This window comes from Mucilaginibacter segetis, assembly GCF_016522075.1.
Classification (GTDB): domain Bacteria; phylum Bacteroidota; class Bacteroidia; order Sphingobacteriales; family Sphingobacteriaceae; genus Mucilaginibacter; species Mucilaginibacter segetis.
In genome coordinates this window covers 734,110-758,773 of record NZ_JAEHFW010000003.1, presented here as the reverse complement: position 1 = coordinate 758,773, position 24,664 = coordinate 734,110, and the positions used below count along the sequence as shown (strand labels likewise).

15 protein-coding genes and 2 tRNA genes are annotated in these 24,664 nt (G+C 39.1%); 7 read left to right on the top strand and 10 right to left on the bottom strand.

Going from position 1 to position 24,664, the window contains the following annotated elements; genetic code table 11:
* Positions 1 to 96: 96 nt before the first annotated feature.
* Positions 97 to 2,670, bottom strand: coding sequence for a phosphoenolpyruvate carboxylase (locus tag I5M19_RS17100; RefSeq protein ID WP_200067571.1), 2,574 nt, complete (start codon positions 2,668 to 2,670; stop codon positions 97 to 99).
* 200 nt (positions 2,671 to 2,870) lie between these two features.
* Here I5M19_RS17100 and I5M19_RS17095 point away from each other — a divergent pair, with 200 nt between their 5' ends.
* A complete protein-coding gene (locus I5M19_RS17095; RefSeq protein ID WP_200067570.1) occupies positions 2,871 to 5,033 on the top strand; it encodes an FUSC family protein in 2,163 nt (720 codons plus the stop codon).
* 1 nt (position 5,034) lies between these two features.
* Here I5M19_RS17095 and I5M19_RS17090 read toward each other — a convergent pair whose 3' ends face one another.
* Positions 5,035 to 6,387, bottom strand: a complete 1,353-nt coding sequence (locus I5M19_RS17090) for a PhoH family protein (RefSeq protein ID WP_200067569.1) — start codon at positions 6,385 to 6,387, stop codon at positions 5,035 to 5,037.
* Between the two features lie 163 nt (positions 6,388 to 6,550).
* On the opposite strand from I5M19_RS17090, the gene I5M19_RS17085 reads away from it, so the two are divergent.
* Positions 6,551 to 8,926, top strand: coding sequence for an ABC transporter permease (locus tag I5M19_RS17085; protein ID WP_200067568.1), 2,376 nt, complete (start codon positions 6,551 to 6,553; stop codon positions 8,924 to 8,926).
* Between the two features lie 103 nt (positions 8,927 to 9,029).
* Here the strand turns inward: I5M19_RS17085 and I5M19_RS17080 are convergent, their stop codons facing one another.
* Together I5M19_RS17080 and I5M19_RS17075 are read right to left on the bottom strand one after the other, a co-directional pair.
* On the bottom strand, positions 9,030 to 9,647 hold the full coding sequence (locus tag I5M19_RS17080; RefSeq protein WP_200067567.1) for a hypothetical protein: 618 nt from the start codon (positions 9,645 to 9,647) through the stop codon (positions 9,030 to 9,032).
* A gap of 216 nt (positions 9,648 to 9,863) precedes the next feature.
* Positions 9,864 to 9,937 (bottom strand) — tRNA-Pro (locus I5M19_RS17075).
* 257 nt (positions 9,938 to 10,194) lie between these two features.
* Between I5M19_RS17075 and I5M19_RS17070 the strand changes: the two genes are divergently transcribed.
* Entirely contained in the window at positions 10,195 to 13,050 is a 2,856-nt protein-coding gene (locus I5M19_RS17070; RefSeq protein WP_200067566.1) for a M16 family metallopeptidase, read from the top strand.
* A 58-nt stretch (positions 13,051 to 13,108) separates the two neighbouring features.
* On the opposite strand, the gene I5M19_RS17065 is transcribed toward I5M19_RS17070, so the two are convergent.
* Positions 13,109 to 13,381: a UBP-type zinc finger domain-containing protein gene (locus I5M19_RS17065; protein WP_200067565.1), complete on the bottom strand. Its 273-nt coding sequence runs from the start codon at positions 13,379 to 13,381 to the stop codon at positions 13,109 to 13,111.
* A 1,114-nt stretch (positions 13,382 to 14,495) separates the two neighbouring features.
* A tRNA-Arg gene (locus tag I5M19_RS17060) sits at positions 14,496 to 14,569 on the bottom strand.
* A gap of 371 nt (positions 14,570 to 14,940) precedes the next feature.
* On the opposite strand from I5M19_RS17060, the gene I5M19_RS17055 reads away from it, so the two are divergent.
* Positions 14,941 to 15,801: an N-acetylglucosamine kinase gene (locus tag I5M19_RS17055; protein ID WP_200067564.1), complete on the top strand. Its 861-nt coding sequence runs from the start codon at positions 14,941 to 14,943 to the stop codon at positions 15,799 to 15,801.
* Between the two features lie 71 nt (positions 15,802 to 15,872).
* Here the strand turns inward: I5M19_RS17055 and I5M19_RS17050 are convergent, their stop codons facing one another.
* Positions 15,873 to 16,568, bottom strand: a complete 696-nt coding sequence (locus I5M19_RS17050) for an NUDIX hydrolase (RefSeq protein WP_200067563.1) — start codon at positions 16,566 to 16,568, stop codon at positions 15,873 to 15,875.
* A gap of 127 nt (positions 16,569 to 16,695) precedes the next feature.
* Between I5M19_RS17050 and pfkA the strand changes: the two genes are divergently transcribed.
* The 3 genes from pfkA to gap are packed head-to-tail and all read left to right on the top strand — an operon-like array spanning position 16,696 to position 19,534.
* Positions 16,696 to 17,682: a 6-phosphofructokinase gene (pfkA, locus tag I5M19_RS17045; protein WP_200067562.1), complete on the top strand. Its 987-nt coding sequence runs from the start codon at positions 16,696 to 16,698 to the stop codon at positions 17,680 to 17,682.
* The gene (locus I5M19_RS17040; protein ID WP_200067561.1) at positions 17,683 to 18,531 is read left to right on the top strand and encodes a hypothetical protein; all 849 of its coding nucleotides are present in this window, start codon (positions 17,683 to 17,685) and stop codon (positions 18,529 to 18,531) included.
* A gap of 7 nt (positions 18,532 to 18,538) precedes the next feature.
* Positions 18,539 to 19,534, top strand: coding sequence for a type I glyceraldehyde-3-phosphate dehydrogenase (gene gap, locus I5M19_RS17035; protein ID WP_214653075.1), 996 nt, complete (start codon positions 18,539 to 18,541; stop codon positions 19,532 to 19,534).
* 74 nt (positions 19,535 to 19,608) lie between these two features.
* On the opposite strand, the gene I5M19_RS17030 is transcribed toward gap, so the two are convergent.
* The 3 genes from I5M19_RS17030 to I5M19_RS17020 all read right to left on the bottom strand — a co-directional run bounded on the left by I5M19_RS17030 (position 19,609) and on the right by I5M19_RS17020 (position 24,534).
* Positions 19,609 to 19,800 carry a hypothetical protein gene (locus I5M19_RS17030; RefSeq protein WP_200067560.1) on the bottom strand — a complete coding sequence of 64 codons (192 nt, stop codon included), beginning with the start codon at positions 19,798 to 19,800 and terminating at the stop codon, positions 19,609 to 19,611.
* 23 nt (positions 19,801 to 19,823) lie between these two features.
* Positions 19,824 to 21,920, bottom strand: a complete 2,097-nt coding sequence (glgB, locus tag I5M19_RS17025) for a 1,4-alpha-glucan branching protein GlgB (protein WP_200067559.1) — start codon at positions 21,918 to 21,920, stop codon at positions 19,824 to 19,826.
* A 142-nt stretch (positions 21,921 to 22,062) separates the two neighbouring features.
* A complete protein-coding gene (locus I5M19_RS17020; RefSeq protein ID WP_200067558.1) occupies positions 22,063 to 24,534 on the bottom strand; it encodes a glycoside hydrolase family 31 protein in 2,472 nt (823 codons plus the stop codon).
* Positions 24,535 to 24,664 lie beyond the last annotated feature (130 nt).

The following is a 24,664-nucleotide window of genomic DNA, read 5'->3' as shown; positions in this document are numbered from 1 at the left end:
GCTTATGTTATTGGTTTAACAAACACAAGCCTATCCTGTTTAAAAAAACCCGGATTAATTTTACAATTACATGATTACAGCCGATGCTCCAATTACCTAAGCTAAATTACGGCCCGCATTTACAATACCATATACCGTACGAACAACTAATTTATTATAAATGCCTTTCAGTTCTTCGTCATCAGTATGAGTAAGGCAATTTAAGGCGTAATGTTGAATAATTACCAATGGCAATACGATCTTTTCGCGTATAGCGATGGAACGGCGCTCAACCGGAAATTCTTCCATAATCGCCTTACTGCCTGTCAATTCCAGCAGCATGGCTTTGGTTAATTCGAATTCATCTCGTAACCCTTTCCAGAATTCACCAAACTTGGGATCTTTTTCCATATATGCTGTTACTCTGAAATCGGATTTTGACATGGACATCATACAGTTATCAAACATGGTTTTTAAAAATCCTGATGCATAATAAAGCTCCTTAACTTGCTCCCATTTACCCTCATCCTTAACTTTTTTAAGAGCGGTGCCTACGCCGTAAAAGCCAGGGATACTCTGTTTAAGCTGACTCCACGAAGTAACAAAGCTTATGGCACGGAGGTCTTCAAGCTTCAACTTAGCAGAGGCATTCCTTTTGGTTGGACGGCTGCTGATATTAATTTGTGATAACAGTTTTAAAGGGCTAAACGTTTCCAGATACTCAACAAATAACGGATGCTCACGCAGGTTCATGAAAAGCTTGTAGCTTTCCTCGGCCATATCCGTTATTAAAGCCTTATTTTCCTGATTCAATTTATCAGCATGGTTAGGATTGATTGCGGAGATAATGCCCGCATTTATTAATTGTTCTGTATTAAATCGTGCTGTTTCAATAGAGCCATATTGCGAACTAACTGTTTGACCTTGTATAGTAAGTTGGATATGATCGTTAGCTATTTCGTTACCCATTGATGCATAAAAACGATGGGTTTTACCTCCGCCCCTTGCAGGCGGACCGCCCCTGCCATCAAAAAATGCCAGATCGATATCATACTTACGCGCCATTGCAGTAAGTTCAGCTTTTGCTTTATAAATAGACCAATTGGCCATTAAATAACCGCCGTCTTTAGTACTATCAGAGAAGCCCAGCATTATGGTCTGCTTGTTTTTCCGACTCTTTAAATGTTCTTTATAAAACGGATGGGTGTACAGTTGCTCCATTATACCGGCAGCATGTTTAAGATCATTTACGGTCTCGAAAAGTGGCATAAAATCAACAGTTAAACTATCCTTTTTCCAGCCGCTCCACAAAAACAGATCAATAAGCTGTAATATATCTGATGCGCGTTGGCAGTTACTGATAATAAAACGCTGACAGCCTTTTTTTCCGTTAGAATACTGGATCTGTTTCATCAACCTGATAGTGTTCAGCGTATCACAAGTCATGTCTCCTGCGTCATCAGGGCAAACAAAATCAGCTTCGTTAAATGGCAACGCATTTATTTTGCCCTCCTCATCCTGATTATTATAATCAGCCGGCACACCTGTTTCAATATTTTTTGTACAGTAATCAAAAACGCTTCGTAATACACGGCTGTCCTGGCGTATATCAAGCGTGGCAAAATATGACCCGAATAGCTGCACCTTTTGTATAAAGTTATCTACTACATTTACAAACAGGCTATCATGGTTGTTGACCAGTGTCTCCCTTATGCTTTTCAGTAAACTTAGCATTTCGGGTTGCAGATCTTTAGGGTTTTCCTGCGGATTAAAGGCATTATCGTATAAAAGCTTCTCCAGATCAGTAATAGTATCACCAAATCCGCGAAAAGTTATCCTACGTTTAAAAAGTCTGAAATCACGGTAATAACAACGGAATATTATTTGTCGAAGGAAAGACGACACCTCACGCGTAGTATCAGTAGTAACGTTCGGGTTACCATCTCTGTCGCCACCCGGCCAAAAACCCATTTCCAATACCTGGTGATTGTCATCTATCTCGAACTCCTGCTCCAGATCTGATTGTATTGCCGCTAACGCATGATAAAAAATATTCTCTAAGAACCAGGCAAGGCTAATGGCCTCGTCAACAGGTGTGGGGGATGTTTTATTGAAGAACGGCGTTTTACCTAATTGCTGCAATAAAACATCAATATTGGTAATGTCATTTGTTTTTAAAGCTTCAACCAGGTCGGTCATGATCCCTAATACCGTACCCGGATAAAATTGCGTTGGATGTGCGGTTAAGACCAATCTCAGCGAAAAATCATTAAGTTTCTTACTGATGTTTGCGCGGGCCGGTTCACTCGCTGACGCCTGTTGCACCAAACTTTGCAAGGTTCCGGTATCATCTGCTTTACCTACCTTGCCGAACGAGGAATCCTCAATTGCATCAAATAAAACTACCTGCCTTTCTATATACTGAATAAATCTGAAAAGACGATTTATCTGCTCACGATGATCAATATCCGGAACGTATTTTTTAAAAAATGATTCAATTATTTTTGTTGGCGCTATATGTTTAGCCACTTCTTTGTCGCAATGCGAACTAAAAAAAGGCAGAAGTATGCCGGTATCCTTTACCTGATAAAAAGGCAGGGTTTGAAACAAACTGTTATATAATTCAAATCGTTTTACAACTTCGTAGTTAAATGTAGTTTCTCGTTGATTGAGCCTTGAAGAATTTGGCATAACTATAAAAAGGAATTAGAATGATAATTATTATTACCGCAACAATATTGGCGTGAATTTAACTAACTAAATTAATTAAGCCGAATAAAACAGCGAATTATTACTAATAATACCCTTAAAAACGAAAATTGTTATAAAATAATGGCAAGTTTTAATTATTAAATTTGCAATGCTTTAAAAAGGGGAATATATAACGGCTGATGACCATAAATTTAAAGGAAATAAAAAGCTTTTTTTACAGCCAGTATTTTTCTGACGGGCTGCGCATGACGATAGGCATTTTGCTGCCTACCCTTATAATGGCTGAGTTGGGTTATTTTGAACGTGGTATAACCATTTCTCTCGGTGCATTATGTATTGGCATAGTTGATGGCCCTGGCCCTATTTTATACAAACGCAATGCCATGGCCGTGGGCAATGTGTGCATATTCGTTGTTGCGCTGGTAACCGGCTTTGCCCGTCTTAATATTTACACTTTAGGATCAGAGATATTTCTATTTTCTTTTCTTTTTTCCATGTTGGCGGTTTATGGCAATCGCGCTGCATCAATAGGCACCTCGGCTTTACTGATAATGATATTGATGATGGATAAAGAAGCTTCACCATCTCAGGTACCAGTTATAAGCCTTATAATTTTATCCGGCGGATTATGGTACATGGCTTTTAGTTTGTTATTTTTTAGAATAAGGCCCTACCGCGCCGCACAGCAAACTCTTGCTGAGAACATTGCTGACATATCCCGCTTTTTAAGAATAAGAGCTGCGTTCTATTTACCTGAAACCAATTTAGATGATAATTACCGTAAACTGGTATCACAACAGATACAGGTAAGCAATCATCAGGATGCCGTGCGGGAAATACTTTTTAAAAGCAGGCTGATGGTAAAAGAATCTACCCCGGCAAGTCGAATACTGGTACTTACTTTTATTGACCTGGTGGATATGTTTGAGCAAATAATGGCCACACACTATGACTATGTGCATATACGTGAAAAATTTAAGGATTCAGGGGTATTACAGGAAATAGCTGCCTTATTGAATCATATTGCCGATGAACTGGACAATATTGGCTATGGCATTTTAGCTAATACCAGACCGGAAAAATTGGATAGTCTTACTACACGACTCGAAAATTTAAAACTAAAGATTGACGATACGGGCATTGACCATAAGGAAGCCGGTAACCTGGTATTGATGAAAATATTTATAAACCTCAGAGATATGAGCAGCATAGTATCTAATATTTATAAATATTATCATTCCAAAGCGTCAGTGAACCTGGTAGATAATAATGCAAATGTTGAGTATTCCAGATTTGTGCCGCAGCAGGATTACGCTCCACACATTTTTTTTGATAACCTAAGTTTTAGCTCCGGCACGTTCAAACACGCTTTACGCGTGGCCTTAGTATGTATAGCCGGGTTTATCACTGCGAAAAGCATATCATTGGGCCATCATAGTTATTGGGTATTGTTAACCATTATAGTCATCCTTAAACCGGGTTTCAGTTTATCTAAACAGCGTAATTACCAGCGACTTATAGGCACAATTTGCGGTGGCGTTATTGGAATACTGATATTAACTTTTGTCCCTGATAAAACAGCGCAATTTATAATTCTGCTGGTATTAATGATGGGTACTTATAGTTTTATCCGCTTAAATTATATTGTCAGCGTTATATTTATGACGCCATATATTTTAATATTATTTAAATTTTTAGGAGTTGGGTTACTTAATGTGGCGCAGGAACGTATAATTGATACAATTATAGGATCGTCCATAGCGTTTGCAGCCAGTTATTTATTATTTCCTACATGGGAGTTCCAGAAAATTAACGAAAGCCTGAGGTCGGTGATCAGTGCCAATATTAATTACCTGATGAAAATTTCCGACAGTGTTTCGGGTAAAATTGTAGAGCTGACAGAATACAAGCTCGCCCGTAAAGATGTGTATGTTAATTCCGCCAACCTTTCCGCCACATTTGAGCGTATGACATCGGAACCCAAAAGCAAACAGCATAACATTAAGGATATTCACAAATTTGTTGTGCTTAATCATATTTTATCGTCTTATACGGCAAATATTGCGTCTGCACTTATAAAAGCCGGTCCCCAACAACCAAATACTGACACCCGTAAACTCATAAAAAAAAGTATTGCGGTTTTAAAAGAAATCGAGAACAAGTTTAAAGGAGAAGATGCCGGTAGTAATGACACAACAGAATATAAAAAAGGTGAAAATTCAATGCCGGAAATTAAGAACCCCAATATTACCGCAGATGATATGCTGCTGAATGAACAATTAGGCTTTATCAATAAAATAACTCTGGATATTGCCAAGGTTACCGATGATATTTTGAAATAACTTACAACAGTTCCGTAGCTAAATTGGCAAGTTCACTCCTCTCGCCTTTCTGCAGGGTGATATGGGCATACAGCGGATGCCCCTTTGCTTTATCAATTAAATAAGACAGACCATTACTTTCCGCATCAAGATATGGAGTATCTATCTGGTAAATATCCCCGGTAAAAATAAACTTGCTGTTTTCACCAGCTCTTGATATAATGGTTTTTACCTCATGAGGTGTTAAATTCTGCGCCTCATCAACAATAAAGAAAATTTTACTTAGTGTACGGCCACGAATAAACGCAAGCGGTGTAATGGATATTTTTTCGTTAGTGACCAGTTCATCAATTTTAGCCTGCATTTTTTCGTCATCAATAAACTGATCTTTAATAAATTTAAGGTTATCCCATATCGGGGCCATATACGGATCAATCTTCGACTTTACATCTCCCGGTAAAAAGCCAATATCCTTGTTACTTAAGGGTACTATAGGGCGCGTAACAAATATTTGTCTGTAATGCTTACGCTGCTCCAAAGCACTGGCAAGCGCCAGTAAGGTTTTACCTGTACCTGCATTTCCCTGAATGGTTACCAGTTTAATATCCGGGTGCATCAGGGCATGTATAGCAAATCCCTGTTCTAGATTTCGTGGAAATATATTCAGCACTGGCTGTTCCGTAACTTTTTCAACCTGCCCGGTTAGGGAATTGTAAAAACCTGATGCGGTTCCGTTTTTACTATTTAGTATACAAAACTGATTACCCGTATTAAAGGATATGTTAAAACTATCTGCCGGAACCGAATCGTTTTTATTCAGTTTGCCGAGCAGTTTTTCAGTTACTTTATTAAGGATGGTTTTACCACTGTAAAGCTCCTCCAGATTTTTGACCTTACCTGTTTCATAGTCTTCGGCGTTCAGGTTGAGCGACTTTGCCTTTAAACGCAGACAAATATCTTTTGATACCAGTATTACTCTTTTATCGGGGTTTTCGAACTGTACCCCAAGCGCGGCATTTAAAATACGATGATCGATCTTTTCGGATCCAAACACCATCTCGGCATCTGCACTGGTATTTTTGGCATCCATTATCACCTTAAAATTACCCTTGCTTTTGCCGTTTAGCGGTATCCACTGGTTGATCAACTGATTTTTGGACATGTTATCCATCAGCCTGATAAAACTGCGAGCCTCAAAATTGCGGGTATCATTACCGCTTTTCATATTATCCAGTTCCTCCAGCACCTGGATGGGTATGGCTACATCATGTTCCTGAAAATTTTCGAAGGCGTTGTGATCATAAAGGATTACAGAAGTATCCAAAACAAATATCTTTTTCCGATCATGCACCTTACCGTTAGTTTCCTTATTCATAACCCGCCTAAAATAGTTATTTTAAGGGATTTATAAGGGAGTAATTATTAAATTGACATAATACATTAGGCTATAACCATCAAAATAAAGTATTGAGTATAAAATAAGTGAGTTAAATAATAATAGTTGTTTTAACTGTACTATTTTAGTAAAAAAGAATAGCATGAATAAACTGGATCTCAAAATTGCATTGCGCTCTTTTCTAAAAGGTAAATGGTATAATCTTTTAAATATTACCGGATTAGCACTGGGTTTGGCAGCGTTTATATTTGTAACACTATACGTTGATCATGAAACCAGCTACGATCAATGGAATAAAAACATTAACCGCATATATTTAGTAGAACGGGAAATGCCTAACGGTCCATCACCCTACACACCCGGACTGTTAGCAGCGGCAATAAAAAGTCAGTGCCCGGAAGTGGAAGAAGCAGGAAGAATGAATACGGCGCTGTTTCAGATCCCGTTTTATACTGCGTCAGGAAGGTTCCTGATCAAAAAATGGGTAGGTGCCGATTATTCCATCGCCAAAATATTAGGCATTAAACCCAAAGGTTTTAAGTTAGACCCTAACAGTACTACTCCCACTACCCTGCTTTCAAAAGAAACGGCTGACATCCTGTTTCCTAAACAAGGTGATGTTATAAATAAAACAGTGAACATGATGTCGAAGTCGGGAATGCCCTTTATAGTTGCCGGCGTAGTTGACGTACCCGGTAATACCAATTTCAACTTTGATTGTATAGGTTTCTCCAATGATATTACTTCGGGGAAAGACCAAAGCTATGCAACACAGATCTATCAAACTTATTTACTGGTAAGGCCCAATACGGATGTTAATCTGCTTTCAAAAAAAATAGATAAAATATACAGAGAAGCCGCATTGGCAGATACTAACTCCGTAGTTAAGGAAGCCTTAAACCAACAAGGTGCAGCTATCTATTTGGATCCCTTAAAAAACCTGCATTTAAAACCGCATTATGGTTCGCATGTAAACAACCAGATCGTAAATAGTTTGATGGTGCTGGCTATTATTATACTGATCGTAACAGGCGTTAATTTTACCAATTTGTATGTTTCTCAAGCTAATAAACGTTCAAAAGAAGTCGGAATTAAAAAGGTTAACGGCATTGTAAAAAGGCAGATAGCTTTCCAATTTTTGTTGGAAATATTTATTCAATGTGTTATTGCTTTAATCACCGCCTTTGTAATTGTAATAATTGGCTTTCCCTATTTCAATCAGTTATTGCGGGTTAATCTATTAATGTCGGGTATTAACGTCAGTATTATATCCCAATTGCTGCTTACATTAATCTCTCTTACGTTATTAGCGGGAATTTATCCGGCCTTAGTAATGGCAGGCTTTAAACCGACCGAGGTACTAAGCAGCAATCAGTTTACCGGAGGTGGCAAACTATCCTGGGTTCGAAGTTCAATAACAGCGCTTCAGTTCACCTTTGCTATAGTTTTCATCATAACACTGATAGTTATTAATCAGCAGGTTACTTTTATGAAAACGAAGGACCCCGGTTTTACGGCTAAGCAAGTGGTTTATATAGATAACCTCAGCCTGTATAATAACCCCAGAAAATTCGAAGCTGTGCGTAACCGTATAAAAGCTATACCCGGCGTAAAAAATGTAACTGTTGCATCAAATGTACCTGGTGGTATAATGCCCGCTTCACATGAATATGAGATTCAAAATAAAGCGGTTTCCATGAATACTATTAGTGTGGACTATGATTATTTTAAAACTTTAAATATCCATTTTGCCGAAGGTCACGCTTTTTCATCACCCATACCTGGCGACTCTACAAACGCAGTAATTAACGAAACTGCCGCTAAGTTTATGGCTTTAAAGAAACCTACCGGTGAAACGATAGAAGGATGCGGAGGCAAATACAGAATAATAGGCGTGATTAAGGATGTTAAAGCATACGGATTTGAAGGAAACATTCAGCCAACGGTATACTTGATGAACGATAATTGCGGCTTATCTAAAACCCAAATTATGATAAGTGCTGAAAACAAAGCAATACCGGGCATGCTGGCGACTTTAAGCCGTGAATGGAAGGATATTAACACGCTCGACGGAGATAATTTTAATTACCATTTTCTTGATGAATTATACGGACAGCTTTTTGTAAAGCAGGAGCAATTACAAACAGTGCTTACGTTTTTTTCGGCATTGGCTGTATTTATAGCCGCATTAGGATTCTTTTCATCTGCAGCACACGCCATACGTTTACGAATTAAAGAGATTGCTATTAGAAAAGTATTTGGTGCAACAGGTAAGCAGTTGACGATGGTATTAAGCAAACCCTTTTTCTATATAGTTATAATTGCGAATATTATAGCCTGGCCGGTTTCATTGATAATTGCGCACAAATGGTTAGAAACATTTGCCTATAGGATTAATATATCCATAATTCCTTTTGTAATTGCGCTGTTCATATCTATAGCTATAGTTATTTTAACGGTATGCTTACAGATAGCCAGAGCGATAAGGTTTAACCCGATAGTGAAACTGAAGGTTTAAAAATGGTTTTAATAAAATGGTTAAAATTAAAGCATCTGGGCAGGTTGATCAGATAAAAATTTGATCATCACTTCGATTACTTTCGGGAAGTGAAAGAACCCTTTTATTCCTTATAATCGATCAAACCATTGACCAGTTTTTGCCATTGCGGACCTGACAAACCTACCCGGGCCATCAGCGCGATGGCGGTATTACGGATCTTGTCATGCAGATCCACATCTCCGTTGTTAGGCGTTTCGTTTCGTCCGTGTGCGCCCGCGCTTACTGTTAAACCGTCTCGGCGCACGATAAAGGTACTCGTAGATACATCTTTAAAAAAATGCGCGATCGTCTCATCAGCTTTCCGCGGATCAGGAACTGGCCTTACCGTCATCAACACATATTCCTCCGCCGTATGCGCACTGCCTTCCGAAATCAGCTTTTCTATCATTACCCATTCCTGTCCGTCGCCTGCATCAGAACCCGGCCCGGGCAGGTTTATACTAAAGAAAAAACCTTCTTCCGCCATTACTTCCACTTCCTGGCCCTGATTATTGCAAAGCGTAAACTTAGCGGATCCGGCACCAGCATAAGCATGCCAGTTGTTCACAGACAATAACCTGCCCGCGGAAACTACAAACGCCTGGTGCGCTGCTTCTACATCTTCAAGTTTTTGTTCATGTGTAAAGTCCGTCTGCCGCCCTGTTTCCTGCTTAGGCAATTGCTCCATTGCTGTTTTCATGTGGAAATAACTACCGGAACACCTGTCTTGTTTTAGAGAGTTTATAAAAGGATAAACATCCGCTTTCCTCGCTATATTTTGTTTATTGCTAATAACTTACCTAAAATTAGGTCTCATTCTTAGATATAACTTGAAGAAATTAGGCTGAAATAAAAAGAAAAACCCTCTAAATCATACAATTTAGAGGGTTTTGATACTACTTAGTATCGCTTGTTGTCGGGATGGCAGGATTCGAACCTGCGGCCTCCACATCCCAAATGTGGCGCGATACCGGGCTACGCTACATCCCGAAAGGGTCTGCAAAGGTAGCTTTTTTAATAAAGCACACAAATTTATTTTTAAAGAATTTACATCCATTGGGCTAATCTATTCATTAACAAAAGCTTATTTTTTTATCTGGTGCAGGTACATCATTATTATGCTTTAAAAAGCATGGTCATTATAGCAGTTTTGTTACTTAAGCATAAGGTGCTATATATAGTTATCACAAGTATTAAATCTTTTATATTTTACTTAAATTGCGTTTTATTGATAACTAAAACTAAACATGAATAAACTTTTAAAAAGTTCACTTTTAGCGCAATCGGTGTTGTTTCTCACCTTTGCGGCGTCGGCACAACAAGCCAAACCTAAACTTATAGAAAAGATCACCCGCAAGGGTACAGAGATAGTAATTCCTTATGAGAAGTATAAACTTCCTAACGGACTAACCGTGATCTTAACGGAAGATCATTCCGACCCTTTGGTACACGTAGATGTTACCTATCATGTAGGTTCTGCAAGGGAAGAGATCGGAAAATCGGGGTTCGCCCACTTTTTTGAACATATGATGTTCCAGGGATCAGATCACGTTGCTAATGGCGATCATTTTAAGATCATTACAGAAGCAGGCGGTACGTTAAACGGATCAACCAACCGCGACCGTACAAACTACTACGAAACCATTCCTGCTAATCAGCTAGAAAAAGTATTGTGGCTGGAATCTGACAGAATGGGATTTTTGCTGGATGCCGTAACCCAAAAGAAATTTGAGGTACAGCGTGCAACCGTTAAAAATGAGCGTGGTCAGAATTATGACAACCGCCCGTATGGTTTGGCCAGCGAATACACTTCAAAAAATCTCTATCCTTACGGTCATCCCTATTCGTGGTTAACTATAGGTTATATCGAAGATTTAAACAAAGTAAACGTAAACGACCTTAAAAACTTTTTCCTGCGCTGGTATGGTCCTAATAACGCAACATTAACTATCGGTGGCGATATTAATCCTAAACAAACACTGGAATGGGTGAGCAAATACTTTGGCGATATCCCTTCCGGTCCGACAGTTAAAAATGTATCACTGCCTGCACCTGTGCTCACCGCAGACCGTTACGTTTCTTATACCGATAATTATGCAAAATTACCTTTACTTTCCATCACCTACCCCGGTGTAAAAATGTATGATAAAGATCAGGCCGCTCTTGATGTACTATCCTCAATAATCGGTCAGGGTAAAAACTCTATTTTTTATCAAAAATTTGTTAAAACGCGTAAAGCTGCACAGGCTTTCATGAATTCATCAAATACGGAGTTAGCCGGAGAAATTACTGTCAGAGTGGTTCCATTCCCCGGACAAACATTGCCCGAAATGAAAAAAATGGTGGATGAATCTTTTACTGAATTTGAGCAAAAAGGCGTAACTGATGATGACCTCACACGTTTTAAGGCGGGTGCTGAGTCGAGTTTTATTAATGGTTTAGCCAGTGTAAGCGGAAAAGTATCCGAATTAGCTGCAGCGCAAACATTTACAGGAAATCCTAACCAAATCGGACGCGAATTGAATGATATACGGTCGGTAACAAAAGAGGATGTAATGAGGGTTTACAACCAGTATATTAAAAATAAAGCTGCCGTAATATTAAGCGTATTGCCAAAAAGCGGCGATGTTCAACCCGCTGGAGCTGACAATTATACGGTAGATACCACCCACTATAAAGCGCCGGATTACGGTTATAGCGGATTAGCTTACCACAAACCAACAGACAATTTTGACAGATCGGTAAAGCCTGGTACAGGGCCAAATCCGGCTATTAAGGTCCCTCCCATCTGGACTGCTACAACCCCTAACGGTATTCAGATCATCGGCACACAAAATACCGAGATACCTTCTGTATCTATGTCGATGTCCATTAAAGGTGGTGGCTTGTATGCTATAGACCATCCGTCCAAAGCTGGTTTAGCTAACATAGTGGCCCGCATGTTGAACGAAGAGACCAAGAATTATACTGCCGAACAATATAGCGCAGAGTTAGAAAAACTGGGCAGTCGCATAGGTGTATATGCCACAGATGATGATATTACAATTACTGTTTCGTCGTTAACCAAAAACCTGAATAAAACCATGGCTTTATTACAGGAAAAATTATTTAACCCGAAATTTACTCAGGACGCCCTTGACCGTAACAAAAAACAAATACTGGAAGGCTTTAAACAGGCCCGCACGCAGCCTGCAGGTGTAGCCACAAGGGTTTATGAAAAAATATTGTATGGAATAGATAATGTGCGTACTATTTCTACCGATGGCAATGAAGAAACTGTTGCCGGTATTACCTTACAGGATGTTCAGGATTACTACGATAATTATCTTTCTCCATCAGCAACACAAATAGTGGTTGTAGGCGATGTTAACCAGGGCACAGCACGAGGCAGCCTTGCTTTCCTTAATAGTTGGAAAGCTAAAAAAGTAAATCTTCCTACTCCGGCTGCAGGTAACACCTTTGATAAAACAACGCTATACCTTGTAGATATACCGGGAGCGGCTCAATCAGAGATTCGTATAGGTTATCTGGATAATCTGAATTATGATGCAACCGGCGAATACTATAAATTGGGTATAACTAATTATATTTTAGGTGGTGCATTTAACAGCCACATCAACCTTAACTTGCGTGAAAACAAAGGATGGACCTACGGTGCACGCTCCGGATTCAGCTCCGGTAAATACGGTGGTGATTTTACAGCATCGGCAGGTGTACGTGCATCATCAACCGACAGTGCTGTGGTTGAATTTATAAAAGAGATAAAAAATTACAGGCAAAGCGGTATTACGCCGGATGAATTAAAGTTCACCCAAACATCTATAGGCCAAAGCGATGCACGCCGATACGAAACTAACGGGCAAAAAGCGGCATTCTTATCACGTATACAGGAGTATGGACTTAAACCATCTTATGTAGAAGAGCAAAGCAGTATATTAAATAACATTACATCAACCGAAATTAATCAACTGGCTAAAAAGTATCTGGATACCGACCATATGATAATTTTGGTAGTGGGTGATAAAGCCCGGATTTTACCAGGTCTTCAGCAATTGGGTTATCCTATTATTGAGCTTGACGTCGACGGCAAGCCCATTAAATAATAAGTTTTATTTTTTTTTCGAGCCCCGCTTTTAAATAAGTCGGGGCTTTTTTCTATAATCAATATTCTGTAAATTGTTCATCTGGATAACACCATAGCCACCGTTCCCCGGGTTGGGCGGATGCAATAACCGGATGCTGGCTGGAATGAAAATGTTTGGTCATATGCCTGTTAGGCGAGTCATCACAACATAAAGTAACACCGCAAGTTTGACAAGTGCGTAAATGTACCCACCTTTCATTTTGCTTAATACATTCCTCGCATACAAAATCGTCGCTTAACTTAACCTCGGTAATGGCTTGCAGATGTGTGCACATATCCTTATTGTACATACTACTTATTTAAAAGATTGAATATTTAATACAATATACCATCAAATTTATAACTAAGTATATGCTTTACATATTCAATTTTCATAAAAAACAGATTGACTTGTGATATTTTAAGCATTTTAATCTAACATAAAATGCTGAATTTTTTAATTATTGTTGACAACATAAACTGTGCAAAAACCTTAATTAACACTATTAATCCGCTAATAATCAACAGTTATTCATGTTAATAATGTGTTGTTAAATGTTAATAAGCTGTTAATAAAAAGATATAAAATATCCTTGACGCGATATTCATTATCTTCCTATATTGTAATCAACAAGAACGACGTACTTTGACAGCCTTACAGGATACAGAAACTGAACTCGGGTGAGCCTTCGGGGGAACTAAAGATCAGGGAAGTACCTGAACTATAAGAACAGAAAGATTGGCGAAAGCAAATCTGAAGAGAAAATAGTTATAAAGGTATTATTTGATCGCAATACTCTATGGAGAACGGCGAAATAAATAATGACCTTGAAGCAATCGGCGTTAGCAAATATGGTATTCGGCATTCACCACGAATAAAGAGTTATCAACGTTGCACGAATAACGACAGAGTCGACTTCCCCTCGGGGTATTGACAACACCAAATTTCGTATAAACGATTACTTTCCTGCATCCGCAAGGATGAAGAAAGTTTTAAGAGTATAAACGATTTGATGTAGTTATATCCGCAAGGAGACAGACAAAGTCCGCAAGAGTAATACAATGATATACCGGCATTAGTGGTAATAATGATACAGGAGTGTTTGCAATAACAAAGAAGAGATCAGGTCGGTTAAAACTACACAAAACTTGTTGCTCCTGAGCGGCTATGGCTGTTCATGGGGTCAGGAAACGGAAGTCACATTCGCAAGAACAGGCTTCCGTTTTCCTATTTAAGGGTATTCTATCCCTTGATTCGGTTAATCCTCTTTAATCTTTTAAAGGCTTTTTCAGCGGCCATCAAAAAAGATAATCAGGAAAATTTTTTTTCTAATTATAGGCCGATTATCATAATACAGGTTTACAGTAAATGCAAAAAGTCCCTTTGTAAACAATAAGTTCACAAAGGGACTTTGAAGTTTTGAGTGATTCCATCAGGATTCGAACCTGAGACCTACTGCTTAGAAGGCAGTTGCTCTATCCAGCTGAGCTATGGAACCTTAGCATTTTTCGCGGTGCAAATATGCGAATTTATGCCCGAAACAACAACTGCATAATTGTAAAAGAATAATTAACGTTGTGAACACTTTATATCAGTTAAACACATACTTTTAATAATTGTTAAGTATTGTGTATTATTACAAGTTTTAAATAACAGCTGGCGTCATATACTCGGGGTTTACATGTTAAAAACACAGTTGTTTATTTACTTAAAAGTTTTTATTAAAACGTTTTAAATATTTTGCTTTTCGCATAAAAAAACGCTTTGTGCTGTATTTTTTATAAAAAAAAGCTTTAAAAGTTTCAGGTGTTTTTTTTACAATAAGTTAATCATACTTTTAACCTAATTTTTTTCTTTAAAACATATTCTATGATCATTATTGCTGACGGTGGCTCAACCAAAACAAATTGGTGCCTGGTTACTGAAGAAGGTAAAAAGGTGTACTTTAACACTGAAGGTTACAACCCTTATTTCTCCGGAACAGATTATATTATTCAATCATTAAACAATAGTTTACCAACCGATCTCGAAAAAGATAAGATTACCGAAGTTAATTATTACGGTGCGGGCTGCTCAACCCCTGAGATGCGCAAGATTGTTGAAGTGGCCATGCAGGATGTGTTTTCCAAATCGAAAATATATATTGGTCATGATCTGCTTGCTGCCGCACGTGCGCTGTTAGGCAATAACGAAGGCTTTGCTGCTATATTAGGTACCGGCACTAACACCTGTATTTATGATGGCCGTAACGTAGTGAATAATATTGATTCCGGCGCTTATATACTTGGCGACGAAGGCAGTGGTTGCTATATAGGCAAAAAGTTATTGGTTGATTATTTAAGAGGATATATGCCCGAAGCCGTTCGGAAGAATTTTTGGGAAACCTACAAACTTACCCCTGACGACGTAAACGAGAAAGTTTACACTGAGCCACGCGCCAACAGGTTTTGCGCCAGTTTTAGCAAATTTGTTTATGATAATATTGTAAATATTGAATACTCCAGGAAACTGGTAAGAACCTCATTTGAGGATTTTTTCCGTAACCTGGTTACACACTACCCCGATTATCAGAAATATACCTTTAACTGTATCGGTTCTGTAGGCTATAACTTCCGTAATGTATTGGAAGAAGTAGTTACTGAGAACGGTATGACAGTAGGTAACATTATACGTTCACCAATAGATAATTTAGTAAAATACCATTTAGAATTGGCACCAAGCCAGTTATAACAAACCAATTATAAACAAAAAACCGAATCAAAAATTTGATTCGGTTTTTTTATGGATATACATGCAATAAACTATTGCACCAAGTTCATTTCATTCTGAAATATCTTCGCGTACTTCCGTCGGTCAAACTTATATAATTTAGCGGCCCGGTATGATACGCCTTTTTGCTTTTCATCAAGCTCCTTTAAAAAACCGTAGCTAAGCATTTTTTTTCGGAAGTTCCGTTTATCCAGCTTTTTATTCAGGATAGCTTCATATAATGATTGCAATTGGGTTAAAGTGAATTTCTCCGGCAGCAGTTCAAAAGCTATAGGCTGATAATTCAGCCTGCGGCGTATTTTATTAAATCCGGTATTAAAAATTTCGCTATGGTCAAATGCAAGTTTAGGCAAATCATTCACTGAATGCCAAAAAGCTTTTTTGGCATACTGTGTTACAGGTTTTACCTCCTTTTGCCCATTGATACGTATAAGCGCATAATAAGCCACAGTAATTACACGCCCCTGTGGGTGGCGGTTAACCTCCCCAAAGGTATGAAATTGCTGCATATGCAAATCGCGAAGGCCGGTAAGTTCATATAGAATACGCTCCGCGGCATCATCAATACTCTCGTCCTGCTCAACAATATAACCGGGCAATGCAAGCCAGTCTTTAAAAGGCTCCTCATTACGTTCAATGAGTAATATCTTTAATTCCCCGGCGTCAAAACCAAAAATTACACAGTCAATAGAGAATACTGAATCAAATGTAGGTAACTTTACTTCCAATAGTTGATGTATTTAGGTTAATTGTTTAAATATATAGCGTTAATTCTTAATCTAAAAATAAATAAATAAATTTAATGGTGTAATTTAGACACGCTATATTCGTGGTTTTTAAATTACTTGTGTAAAGATGCGTAAAATTTCAAAAATAGCTGTTCTTACTTCTGGTGGTGACGCACCCGGCATGAATCCCTGTATTAGGGCGGTAGTAAGAACCGGCATATATCATAATTTGCAGGTTGTAGGTATAAGACAAGGATACCAGGGGCTTATTGATAACAATATGTACGACATGACCACACGGTCTGTAAGTAATATTCTTAATTTAGGCGGAACTATATTAAAAACTGCCAGATGTATTCCTTTCAAATCAGATGAAGGGATGGAGATTGCCTATAAACATCTTAAAGAACACGGTATTGATGGCCTGGTAGTAATTGGTGGTGATGGTACTTTTACCGGTGCGTTGCGTTTTTCAAGAAAGTTTCCGGATATATCAGTAATAGGTGTGCCGGGTACAATAGACAATGATCTTTACGGCTCAACATATACCCTTGGGTTTGATACTGCCACTAATACGGTAATTGAAGCTATTGATAAAATAAGGGATACGGCAGATGCTCATGACAGACTTTTCTTTATAGAGGTAATGGGTCGTGACTCAGGTGCTATCGCCCTCAGGGCCGGAATATCCTGCGGCGCTGAAGCTATCCTTCTGCCCGAAAGAGCTACCGCCATAGATAATTTGATAGAAAATCTTAAAGCCGGTCAATTCAATAAAAAATCATCAAGTATTGTTATTGTAGCTGAAGGCGATAAAACAGGCGGCGCTTATGAACTTGCCGAAGCGGTGCGTAATGAAATTAAATTCTACGATGTTAAGGTGACTATTTTAGGGCACCTGCAACGTGGAGGAAGCCCGTCGGCATTTGACCGGATATTGGGCAGCAGGTTAGGTTATGCCGCTGTAAATGCCCTTATAAAAGGCGAAACGCAAAAAATGGTTGGCCTGGAGGCTAACCATATTAAATTAACAGGCTTAGAGGAAGCTTTGAACCAGCATCAGTTTAAATTGGAAGAGGATTTGATGGAGATGTCGGAAATACTATCTATATAAATGATAGCGGTTGTATATAGCGGATCAAACAATGCTGAATGGCGGCTGGCTGGTAAAGACCGTACTATTGCATCGTTCAAAACCAATGGAATTAATCCATATTTTAACGATGAAAAGCACATTATACACCTGCTTAATAAAAATATCAACCTGATACATCACGCCGAAGAGATAAAACGTATTTACTTTTTTGGAGCGGGGGCATCATCTGATGAACTAAAAAAGGTAGTTTATAACGCGTTTTCGGCTTTCTTTAAATTTGCCCGCATCAGCGTAGAGCATGATATTGTAGCCGCTGCTATTGCATGTTGCCGTAACTCACCGGATATTGTGAGCATTTGTGGCAGCGGTTCAAATGCAGCATGGTACGACGGCAAAAAAATAAAACCAAACAACTATGGCCTCGGTTATATATTAGCCGATGAGGGATCAGGCAACTGGCTTGGCAGGCAATTGATTAAGGCTTACATGAACGAAACGCTTCCGCAAAATATCCGTAAAAAATTTATTGACCGTTACGACATTGACAGAAAAACGCTTTTAGAAAAAGTTTACAGGCAAAAGCAACCTGCTTTGTATTTAAGCTCATTCAGTGAATTTTATGTAGACAACAAAAACGACGATTATCTGCGTAATATCATAAAAAAGGGTTTCACTAAGCTAATACATACCTATTTGTTACCTTTGCACAAAGAGCACCCCGGAGCAGCTGTTCATTTCGCAGGGTCGGTATCATCAAACTTTCAGGAATACCTGTACGAAGCTGCCACAGGCACCGAAATTAAAATAGCAACTATTATTAAAGAACCTATAAACAATTTATTGACGTATTATTCAAATAAAAATTAGAAAAATTATGAAAATAGGAATTAACGGCTTCGGCCGTATCGGCCGTTTAGCTTTCAGAGCTGCAATTGAACGTGAGGGCATTGAAGTTGTTGGTATTAATGATCTTGTTGAGCCAGATTATATGGCTTACATGCTTAAATACGATTCAACTCATGGTCCTTTCAAAGGAACAGTTACTGTAGAAGGCGGCCACCTGGTAGTTAATGGTAAAACCATAAGAGTAACTGCTGAAAAAGATCCGGCAAACCTTAAATGGAGCGAGGTTGGTGCCGAGGTGATCATCGAATCAACCGGATTATTCTTAACCAAAGAAACAGCACAAAAACATATAGACGCCGGTGCAAAAAAAGTAGTAATGAGCGCACCTGCTAAGGATGACACCCCTACATTTGTTATGGGTGTAAATCATAAAAAACTTACGGCAGATCAAACTATCGTATCAAACGCATCATGTACAACGAACTGCCTTGCTCCTATAGCTAAGGTTTTAAATGATAAATTTGGTATCGAGGAAGGTTTGATGAGCACTATTCATGCGGTAACAGCTACTCAAAAAACGGTTGACGGCCCATCGGCTAAAGACTGGAGAGGCGGCCGCGGAGCGTACCAGAACATCATCCCATCATCAACAGGTGCTGCCAAGGCAGTAGGGCTGGTTCTTCCGGAGTTAAAAGGTAAATTAACCGGCATGTCTTTCCGTGTACCGGTGCCTGATGTTTCGGTTGTTGACCTTACCGTTCGCCTTAAAACACCGGCTTCTTACGAAGATGTGAAAGCTGCAATGAAAGAAGCCTCAGAAGGTGACCTGAAAGGTATTTTAGGTTATACTGAAGATGATGTGGTATCTGAAGATTTTAAAGGCGATCCACGTACATCAATATTTGATGCCAAAGCCGGTATATCATTAAATGACAACTTTGTTAAAGTAGTATCATGGTACGATAACGAGTGGGGTTATTCTAACAAACTGATCGATCTTATTCAGGAAGTTGGCAAACACTAAGTTTAACAATTCGTATAAACAGCAAAGCCCTCGTTTTTTGAGGGCTTTGCTGTTTATATTTAATAATTTATTGATCACATTAATTCCCCATCATTTTTAACATGCCATGTTTTATAGGCCATGTAATAAAGTGCCAAAGTGGGTATAATATAAAATAACGCTCCGCCAGTATTTACTTTAGGATAATTATTAGCTAAAGTGTACAGTAAAAGGCCTAAAGCTACAGTACCACCAACTAAATACAAATAAAAAAATTTACCACTCATTCAACTGTTATTAATGTGATTTATTAGTCTTCGTCTTCTCCAATCCTTTTAAATATGGCTACACCCAACGGCGGGGTGGTAACATTCATGGAGTATTCTCTGCCGTGCCATGCTTCAGCTTCTGCTTCTATGGGCTCAAAATTAATTAAACCACTCCCCCAATATTGATGCTCGTCGGAATTAAAAATTTCTTTCCATAAGCCTTTTTCAGTTACACCTATACGATACCCCTCATGAATAACCGGGGTCATATTCAAAACTACTATCAGATCATTTTCCCTGTCAATTCCTTTGCGGACGTAAACTATCACAGAATCATCAAAATTGCCGGCATCTATCCATTCAAATCCTGTCCAGTCAAATCCCTTCTCATATAAGGCGGGCTCAGACCGGTAAAGTTTATTTAATGCTTTTACCGTCTCCTTTATCCCCTGATGGCTGTCATACTGTAATAAGTGCCAGTCTAACGAATGCTGAAAATTCCACTCGGCACTCTGCCCAAACTCACTCCCCATAAATAATAATTTGGTGCCCGGATGAGTAAACATAAAGCCATACAACAAACGCAGATTAGCAAAACGCTGCCAATCATCTCCCGGCATTTTTCCTAACATAGATCCTTTACCATATACCACCTCATCATGCGAAAAAGGCAGCATAAAGTTTTCTGTAAATGCATAAACCATACTAAATGTAAGCTGGTTTTGATGATATTTACGATGAATAGGATCATGCTGAAAATAGCCAATAGTATCGTGCATCCACCCCATCATCCATTTCATACCAAAACCTAAGCCACCTGTATAAACCGGCCGGCTTACCCCGGTAAATGAAGTAGATTCCTCGGCTATGGTTTGCACATCTGGAAAATTGCTGTAAACGGTTGTATTAAATTCTTTTAAGAAAGATATAGCCTCCAAATTTTCATTTCCGCCATAAATATTAGGCTCCCATTCACCCTCATTACGCGAATAATCCAGATAAAGCATAGAAGCAACCGCGTCAACTCGTAAGCCGTCTATATGATACCTATCCAACCAGAACAGGGCATTACTTATCAGAAAAGCACGCACCTCGTTACGGTCGTAATTGAATATAAAAGATTTCCAGTCGGGATGAAATCCCTTACGTACATCAGCATGCTCGTATAAATGGGTACCGTCAAAATTGTATAAACCATGCACATCTCCGGGGAAATGCGAAGGCACCCAATCCAGTATAACACCTATCCCCTCTTTGTGCAACTGCTCTATCAGATACATCAGATCCTGCGGTGTACCATACCGTGATGATGCCGCAAAAAAGCCGGTGATCTGGTAACCCCAACTCGGATAATAAGGATGCTCCATTAAAGGCATAAACTCTACGTGGGTAAATCCCATTTCCTTTATATAAGGCACCAACTTTTCGGCAAGATCACGGTAGGTTAAAAATTGATCAGGGCTTTCCAATCCCCTTGCCCATGAACCTATGTGCATTTCATACACTGAATAAGGTTTATCTAAACCTGTATGCTTGTAACGTTGCGCCATCCACTCCTTATCGTCCCATTCATAATAGGTATCAGCAACAATTGATGCGGTGTGCGGCGGCAATTCCCATCGTAATGCAAAGGGATCACTTTTTTCCAGATCTTCGCCTGTAGAGGAATTAATAAAATATTTATAAGTTTCACCTACTCCTACATTAGGGATAAAACCTTCCCAAATGCCAGATGCATCCCAACGATAGTTTAACGGATGCGAGCCACGATTCCAGCCATTAAAATTGCCTATAACCGAAACATATTGTGCATTTGGCGCCCATACCGAAAAGTAAGTTCCAACTATTCCCTTATGCTCCACCACGTGCGAGCCCAGCTTTTCGTACAACTTATAATGTTTACCGGCTTTAAAAAGGCCGATATCAAAATCAGAGAAACGGCTATATGGTTCAACTGCGTTTATTTGATTAACATCATTGCTTTTTACGGTTTTCGGTGCTGACTTTTTTGCAACTGCTTTTTTAACTGCAGGAGTTTTTTTGTCCGTAACTTTCTCTTTAGCTGGCGAAGCGGCTTTAGTTTTTTGTATTTTTTCTGGCTTTAATTCAGCCTCGGTTTTTTTAGTTTGCTTTGCCATAATCAGATAGCTTTTTCAGAGCTTGGGTTAATTGGTACGGAGTTGGTTACTCTCCTGGTGAATCAAATATATAATTAAAGAACATACTTCATCACCAGTTGTTTATACTAAACTAAAATGGCAGTGTTAAACTGCCATTTTTCTACCTAAATATTTCTATTTTCTTAAAGTTCTTCCTGAATTTGAACTCATAAGTTTTGTCTTTGTTGAATACTATATCTTTTACCTCTGTGCCATCTGCAATAATTTTTGCAGGCTTAAAAGGCAAACCATTTAATTTCAGATGATAGCCTTCATATCTTGGTGTGTACAGCCCCTCCATACTTTGCTGTATGGTTAAGCTGTCGGCGGTTCCATTTACCAAAAATTTCTTCTCGAGATATATATCCTGCTCATATGCAAAAGTTTCTCCATAATCTTCAAACAGGAATGACCTGACATCTGAGTCGCTGTAATATATATTTAGCTTTACTTCTTCAATATCTTTTTCACCTGTATACTGCATTACCGGATACTCAGGGATAACAGACCCGGCTTTAACAAATATCGGCATAATATCAAGCGGGGTTTGCACAGCTAATTCCCTTCCGCCGTCTACCATTTCCAGCGTCCAGAAATCGTACCACTTACCTTTTGGTAAATACACGTTACGCGACTGCTGACCGGGGTTTAACACAGGGCAAACTAATATTTTATCTCCAAACGTAAACTCATCCTGGCGGAAATGATTAGCCATTTCGCTCTGTTCGTGCATTACCAGTGGCCTTAATATAGGGAAACCATAGCGATAATGTTCCCAAAATGCCGAATACAAATAAGGAATTAAACGATAGCGTAATTCAATAAACTTACGGTTAATGGATGTAAAAGGCTCGCCAAAGCTCCAGGGTTCGCGTTCTTTAGTGTCACCTGCGGAGTGCGCGCGCATAAATGGCGAAAAGCTGCCTAACTGTATCCAGCGCGTAAATAACTCCCCATCAGGTTCACCGCTAAAGCCGCCTATATCTGTACCGCAGAATGATATACCGGATATAGACAGGCGCTGTAATTGGATATTTCCTAAACGTAAATGTTCCCATGATGCCACGTTATCACCCGTCCAAACAGAAGAGTAACGCTGCACTCCTGCATACCCGGCACGTGTAATGGTAAACGGCCGCTTGTTTTTCATTTGTTTTCGCAAACCCTCATAAGTAGCGCGCACCATTTGCATGCCGTATACATTATGTGCCTTACGATGCGACCCGCGATAACCATCATATTGATGCCTTACATCATCCGGGAAAGTGCCGGAACCAAATACAGCAGGCTCATTCATATCATTCCACACTCCTGCTACACCATAGTCAACTAATTCATCGAACAGGTTACCCCACCAGTTACGCACCTCGGGGTTGGTAAAGTCCGGAAACTGGCATCGACCAGGCCATACATGGCCTTCCATAAAGTAATCATCACAGCGGCGGCAAAAATACCTGTTTTCTTTACCCTCTTTAAATACTGCATAATTATCATCAACCCGTATACCCGGATCAATAATAACTACCGTTTTAAAACCATTTGCAGCCAGATCACTGATCATTTTCTTAGGATCAGGGAAATACTTACGGTTCCAGGTAAAACACCGATAACCATCCATGTAATCAATATCGAGGTAAATGCCATCGCATGGAATTTTATTCTGTCTGAAACCGTTGGCTATTACCCTGACCTTATTTTCCGGATAATAACTCCACCGGCATTGGTGATAACCTAAAGCCCAGCGGGGAGGCATTGGATGCTTACCGGTTAATATATGGTAGTTTTTTACCACATCCATCATATGCGGACCGTGTATATAATAATATTGCAGTTCGCCGCCATCAGCCCAAAAACTGGTTTTGGTAGCATCTTCGGCGCCAAAGTCAAAGTGGGCTTTAAAGGTATTATCGAAAAATATTCCGTGAGCGATTCCTTCATTTACACTGATGTAAAACGGAATAGACCGGTATAAAGGATCCTGATTCCAGTTAAACGAATAAGCATCCGTATTCCAGTTTTTAAGTCGTTTACCCCTCAGGTTAAAATCAGTCGCCTTATCACCAAGTCCGAAGAAGCTTTCTTCATTATGGCACTCCTTGGTACAAAAAACATAATAACCACCAAACTTTACATTTTCTTCCCAGTGCATAGGGGTGGCATCTGTACTGGTAACGTGGCCTGTATTATCCGAAAAAGATATGTGAAAATCCTGTTTACGTATATGGCAGTTTACAAGCTCTGTTGACACCCTGAATTCCGTTTCATCCTCAAATAATGAATATTCAACTGCTTCCTGTGGTAGTTCAGGCACGGCATAAGAAAACTCTTCGAGAAAAACGCTGTGAGGCGCCAATCTTACCCTAATAATGGTTTTTGTAACCACCACTACCTCAACATTTGCGTCGCCATCGGTAAAATAAAACCTGTTATCTATCTGCTCAACATGATTTGGTATCCCCAGATATTTTTTTACAATAGGCTTTATCCCCTCTGCCGGATTATTTAAATGATGAAACTCTTCTTCCTCTAAAATTTCTTCCGCGGCAAGTAGCTGGGCTGTTAATAGTTCGGGGTTCGGTATATTTTCTTCCATATATATTCTTCTGTATTCCAATTACCTTATAAAGGTAACTAACAAACCTTAAAGTTGATTTGCTTTAATGTTTTATCTAATAAACGATTTATTAATGACTTTTCAAGTTATAATTAAGCCAAAACGCTGC

Bases quoted from the DNA above. Each gene is read 5' to 3' on its own strand.
- I5M19_RS17100 (WP_200067571.1), bottom strand. From the start codon at position 2,670: ATGCCAAATTCTTCAAGGCTCAATCAACGAGAAACTACATTTAACTAC.
- I5M19_RS17095 (WP_200067570.1), top strand. From the start codon at position 2,871: ATGACCATAAATTTAAAGGAAATAAAAAGCTTTTTTTACAGCCAGTAT.
- I5M19_RS17090 (WP_200067569.1), bottom strand. From the start codon at position 6,387: ATGAATAAGGAAACTAACGGTAAGGTGCATGATCGGAAAAAGATATTT.
- I5M19_RS17085 (WP_200067568.1), top strand. From the start codon at position 6,551: ATGAATAAACTGGATCTCAAAATTGCATTGCGCTCTTTTCTAAAAGGT.
- I5M19_RS17080 (WP_200067567.1), bottom strand. From the start codon at position 9,647: ATGAAAACAGCAATGGAGCAATTGCCTAAGCAGGAAACAGGGCGGCAG.
- I5M19_RS17070 (WP_200067566.1), top strand. From the start codon at position 10,195: ATGAATAAACTTTTAAAAAGTTCACTTTTAGCGCAATCGGTGTTGTTT.
- I5M19_RS17065 (WP_200067565.1), bottom strand. From the start codon at position 13,381: ATGTACAATAAGGATATGTGCACACATCTGCAAGCCATTACCGAGGTT.
- I5M19_RS17055 (WP_200067564.1), top strand. From the start codon at position 14,941: ATGATCATTATTGCTGACGGTGGCTCAACCAAAACAAATTGGTGCCTG.
- pfkA (WP_200067562.1), top strand. From the start codon at position 16,696: ATGCGTAAAATTTCAAAAATAGCTGTTCTTACTTCTGGTGGTGACGCA.
- I5M19_RS17040 (WP_200067561.1), top strand. From the start codon at position 17,683: ATGATAGCGGTTGTATATAGCGGATCAAACAATGCTGAATGGCGGCTG.
- gap (WP_214653075.1), top strand. From the start codon at position 18,539: ATGAAAATAGGAATTAACGGCTTCGGCCGTATCGGCCGTTTAGCTTTC.
- I5M19_RS17030 (WP_200067560.1), bottom strand. From the start codon at position 19,800: ATGAGTGGTAAATTTTTTTATTTGTATTTAGTTGGTGGTACTGTAGCT.
- glgB (WP_200067559.1), bottom strand. From the start codon at position 21,920: ATGGCAAAGCAAACTAAAAAAACCGAGGCTGAATTAAAGCCAGAAAAA.
- I5M19_RS17020 (WP_200067558.1), bottom strand. From the start codon at position 24,534: ATGGAAGAAAATATACCGAACCCCGAACTATTAACAGCCCAGCTACTT.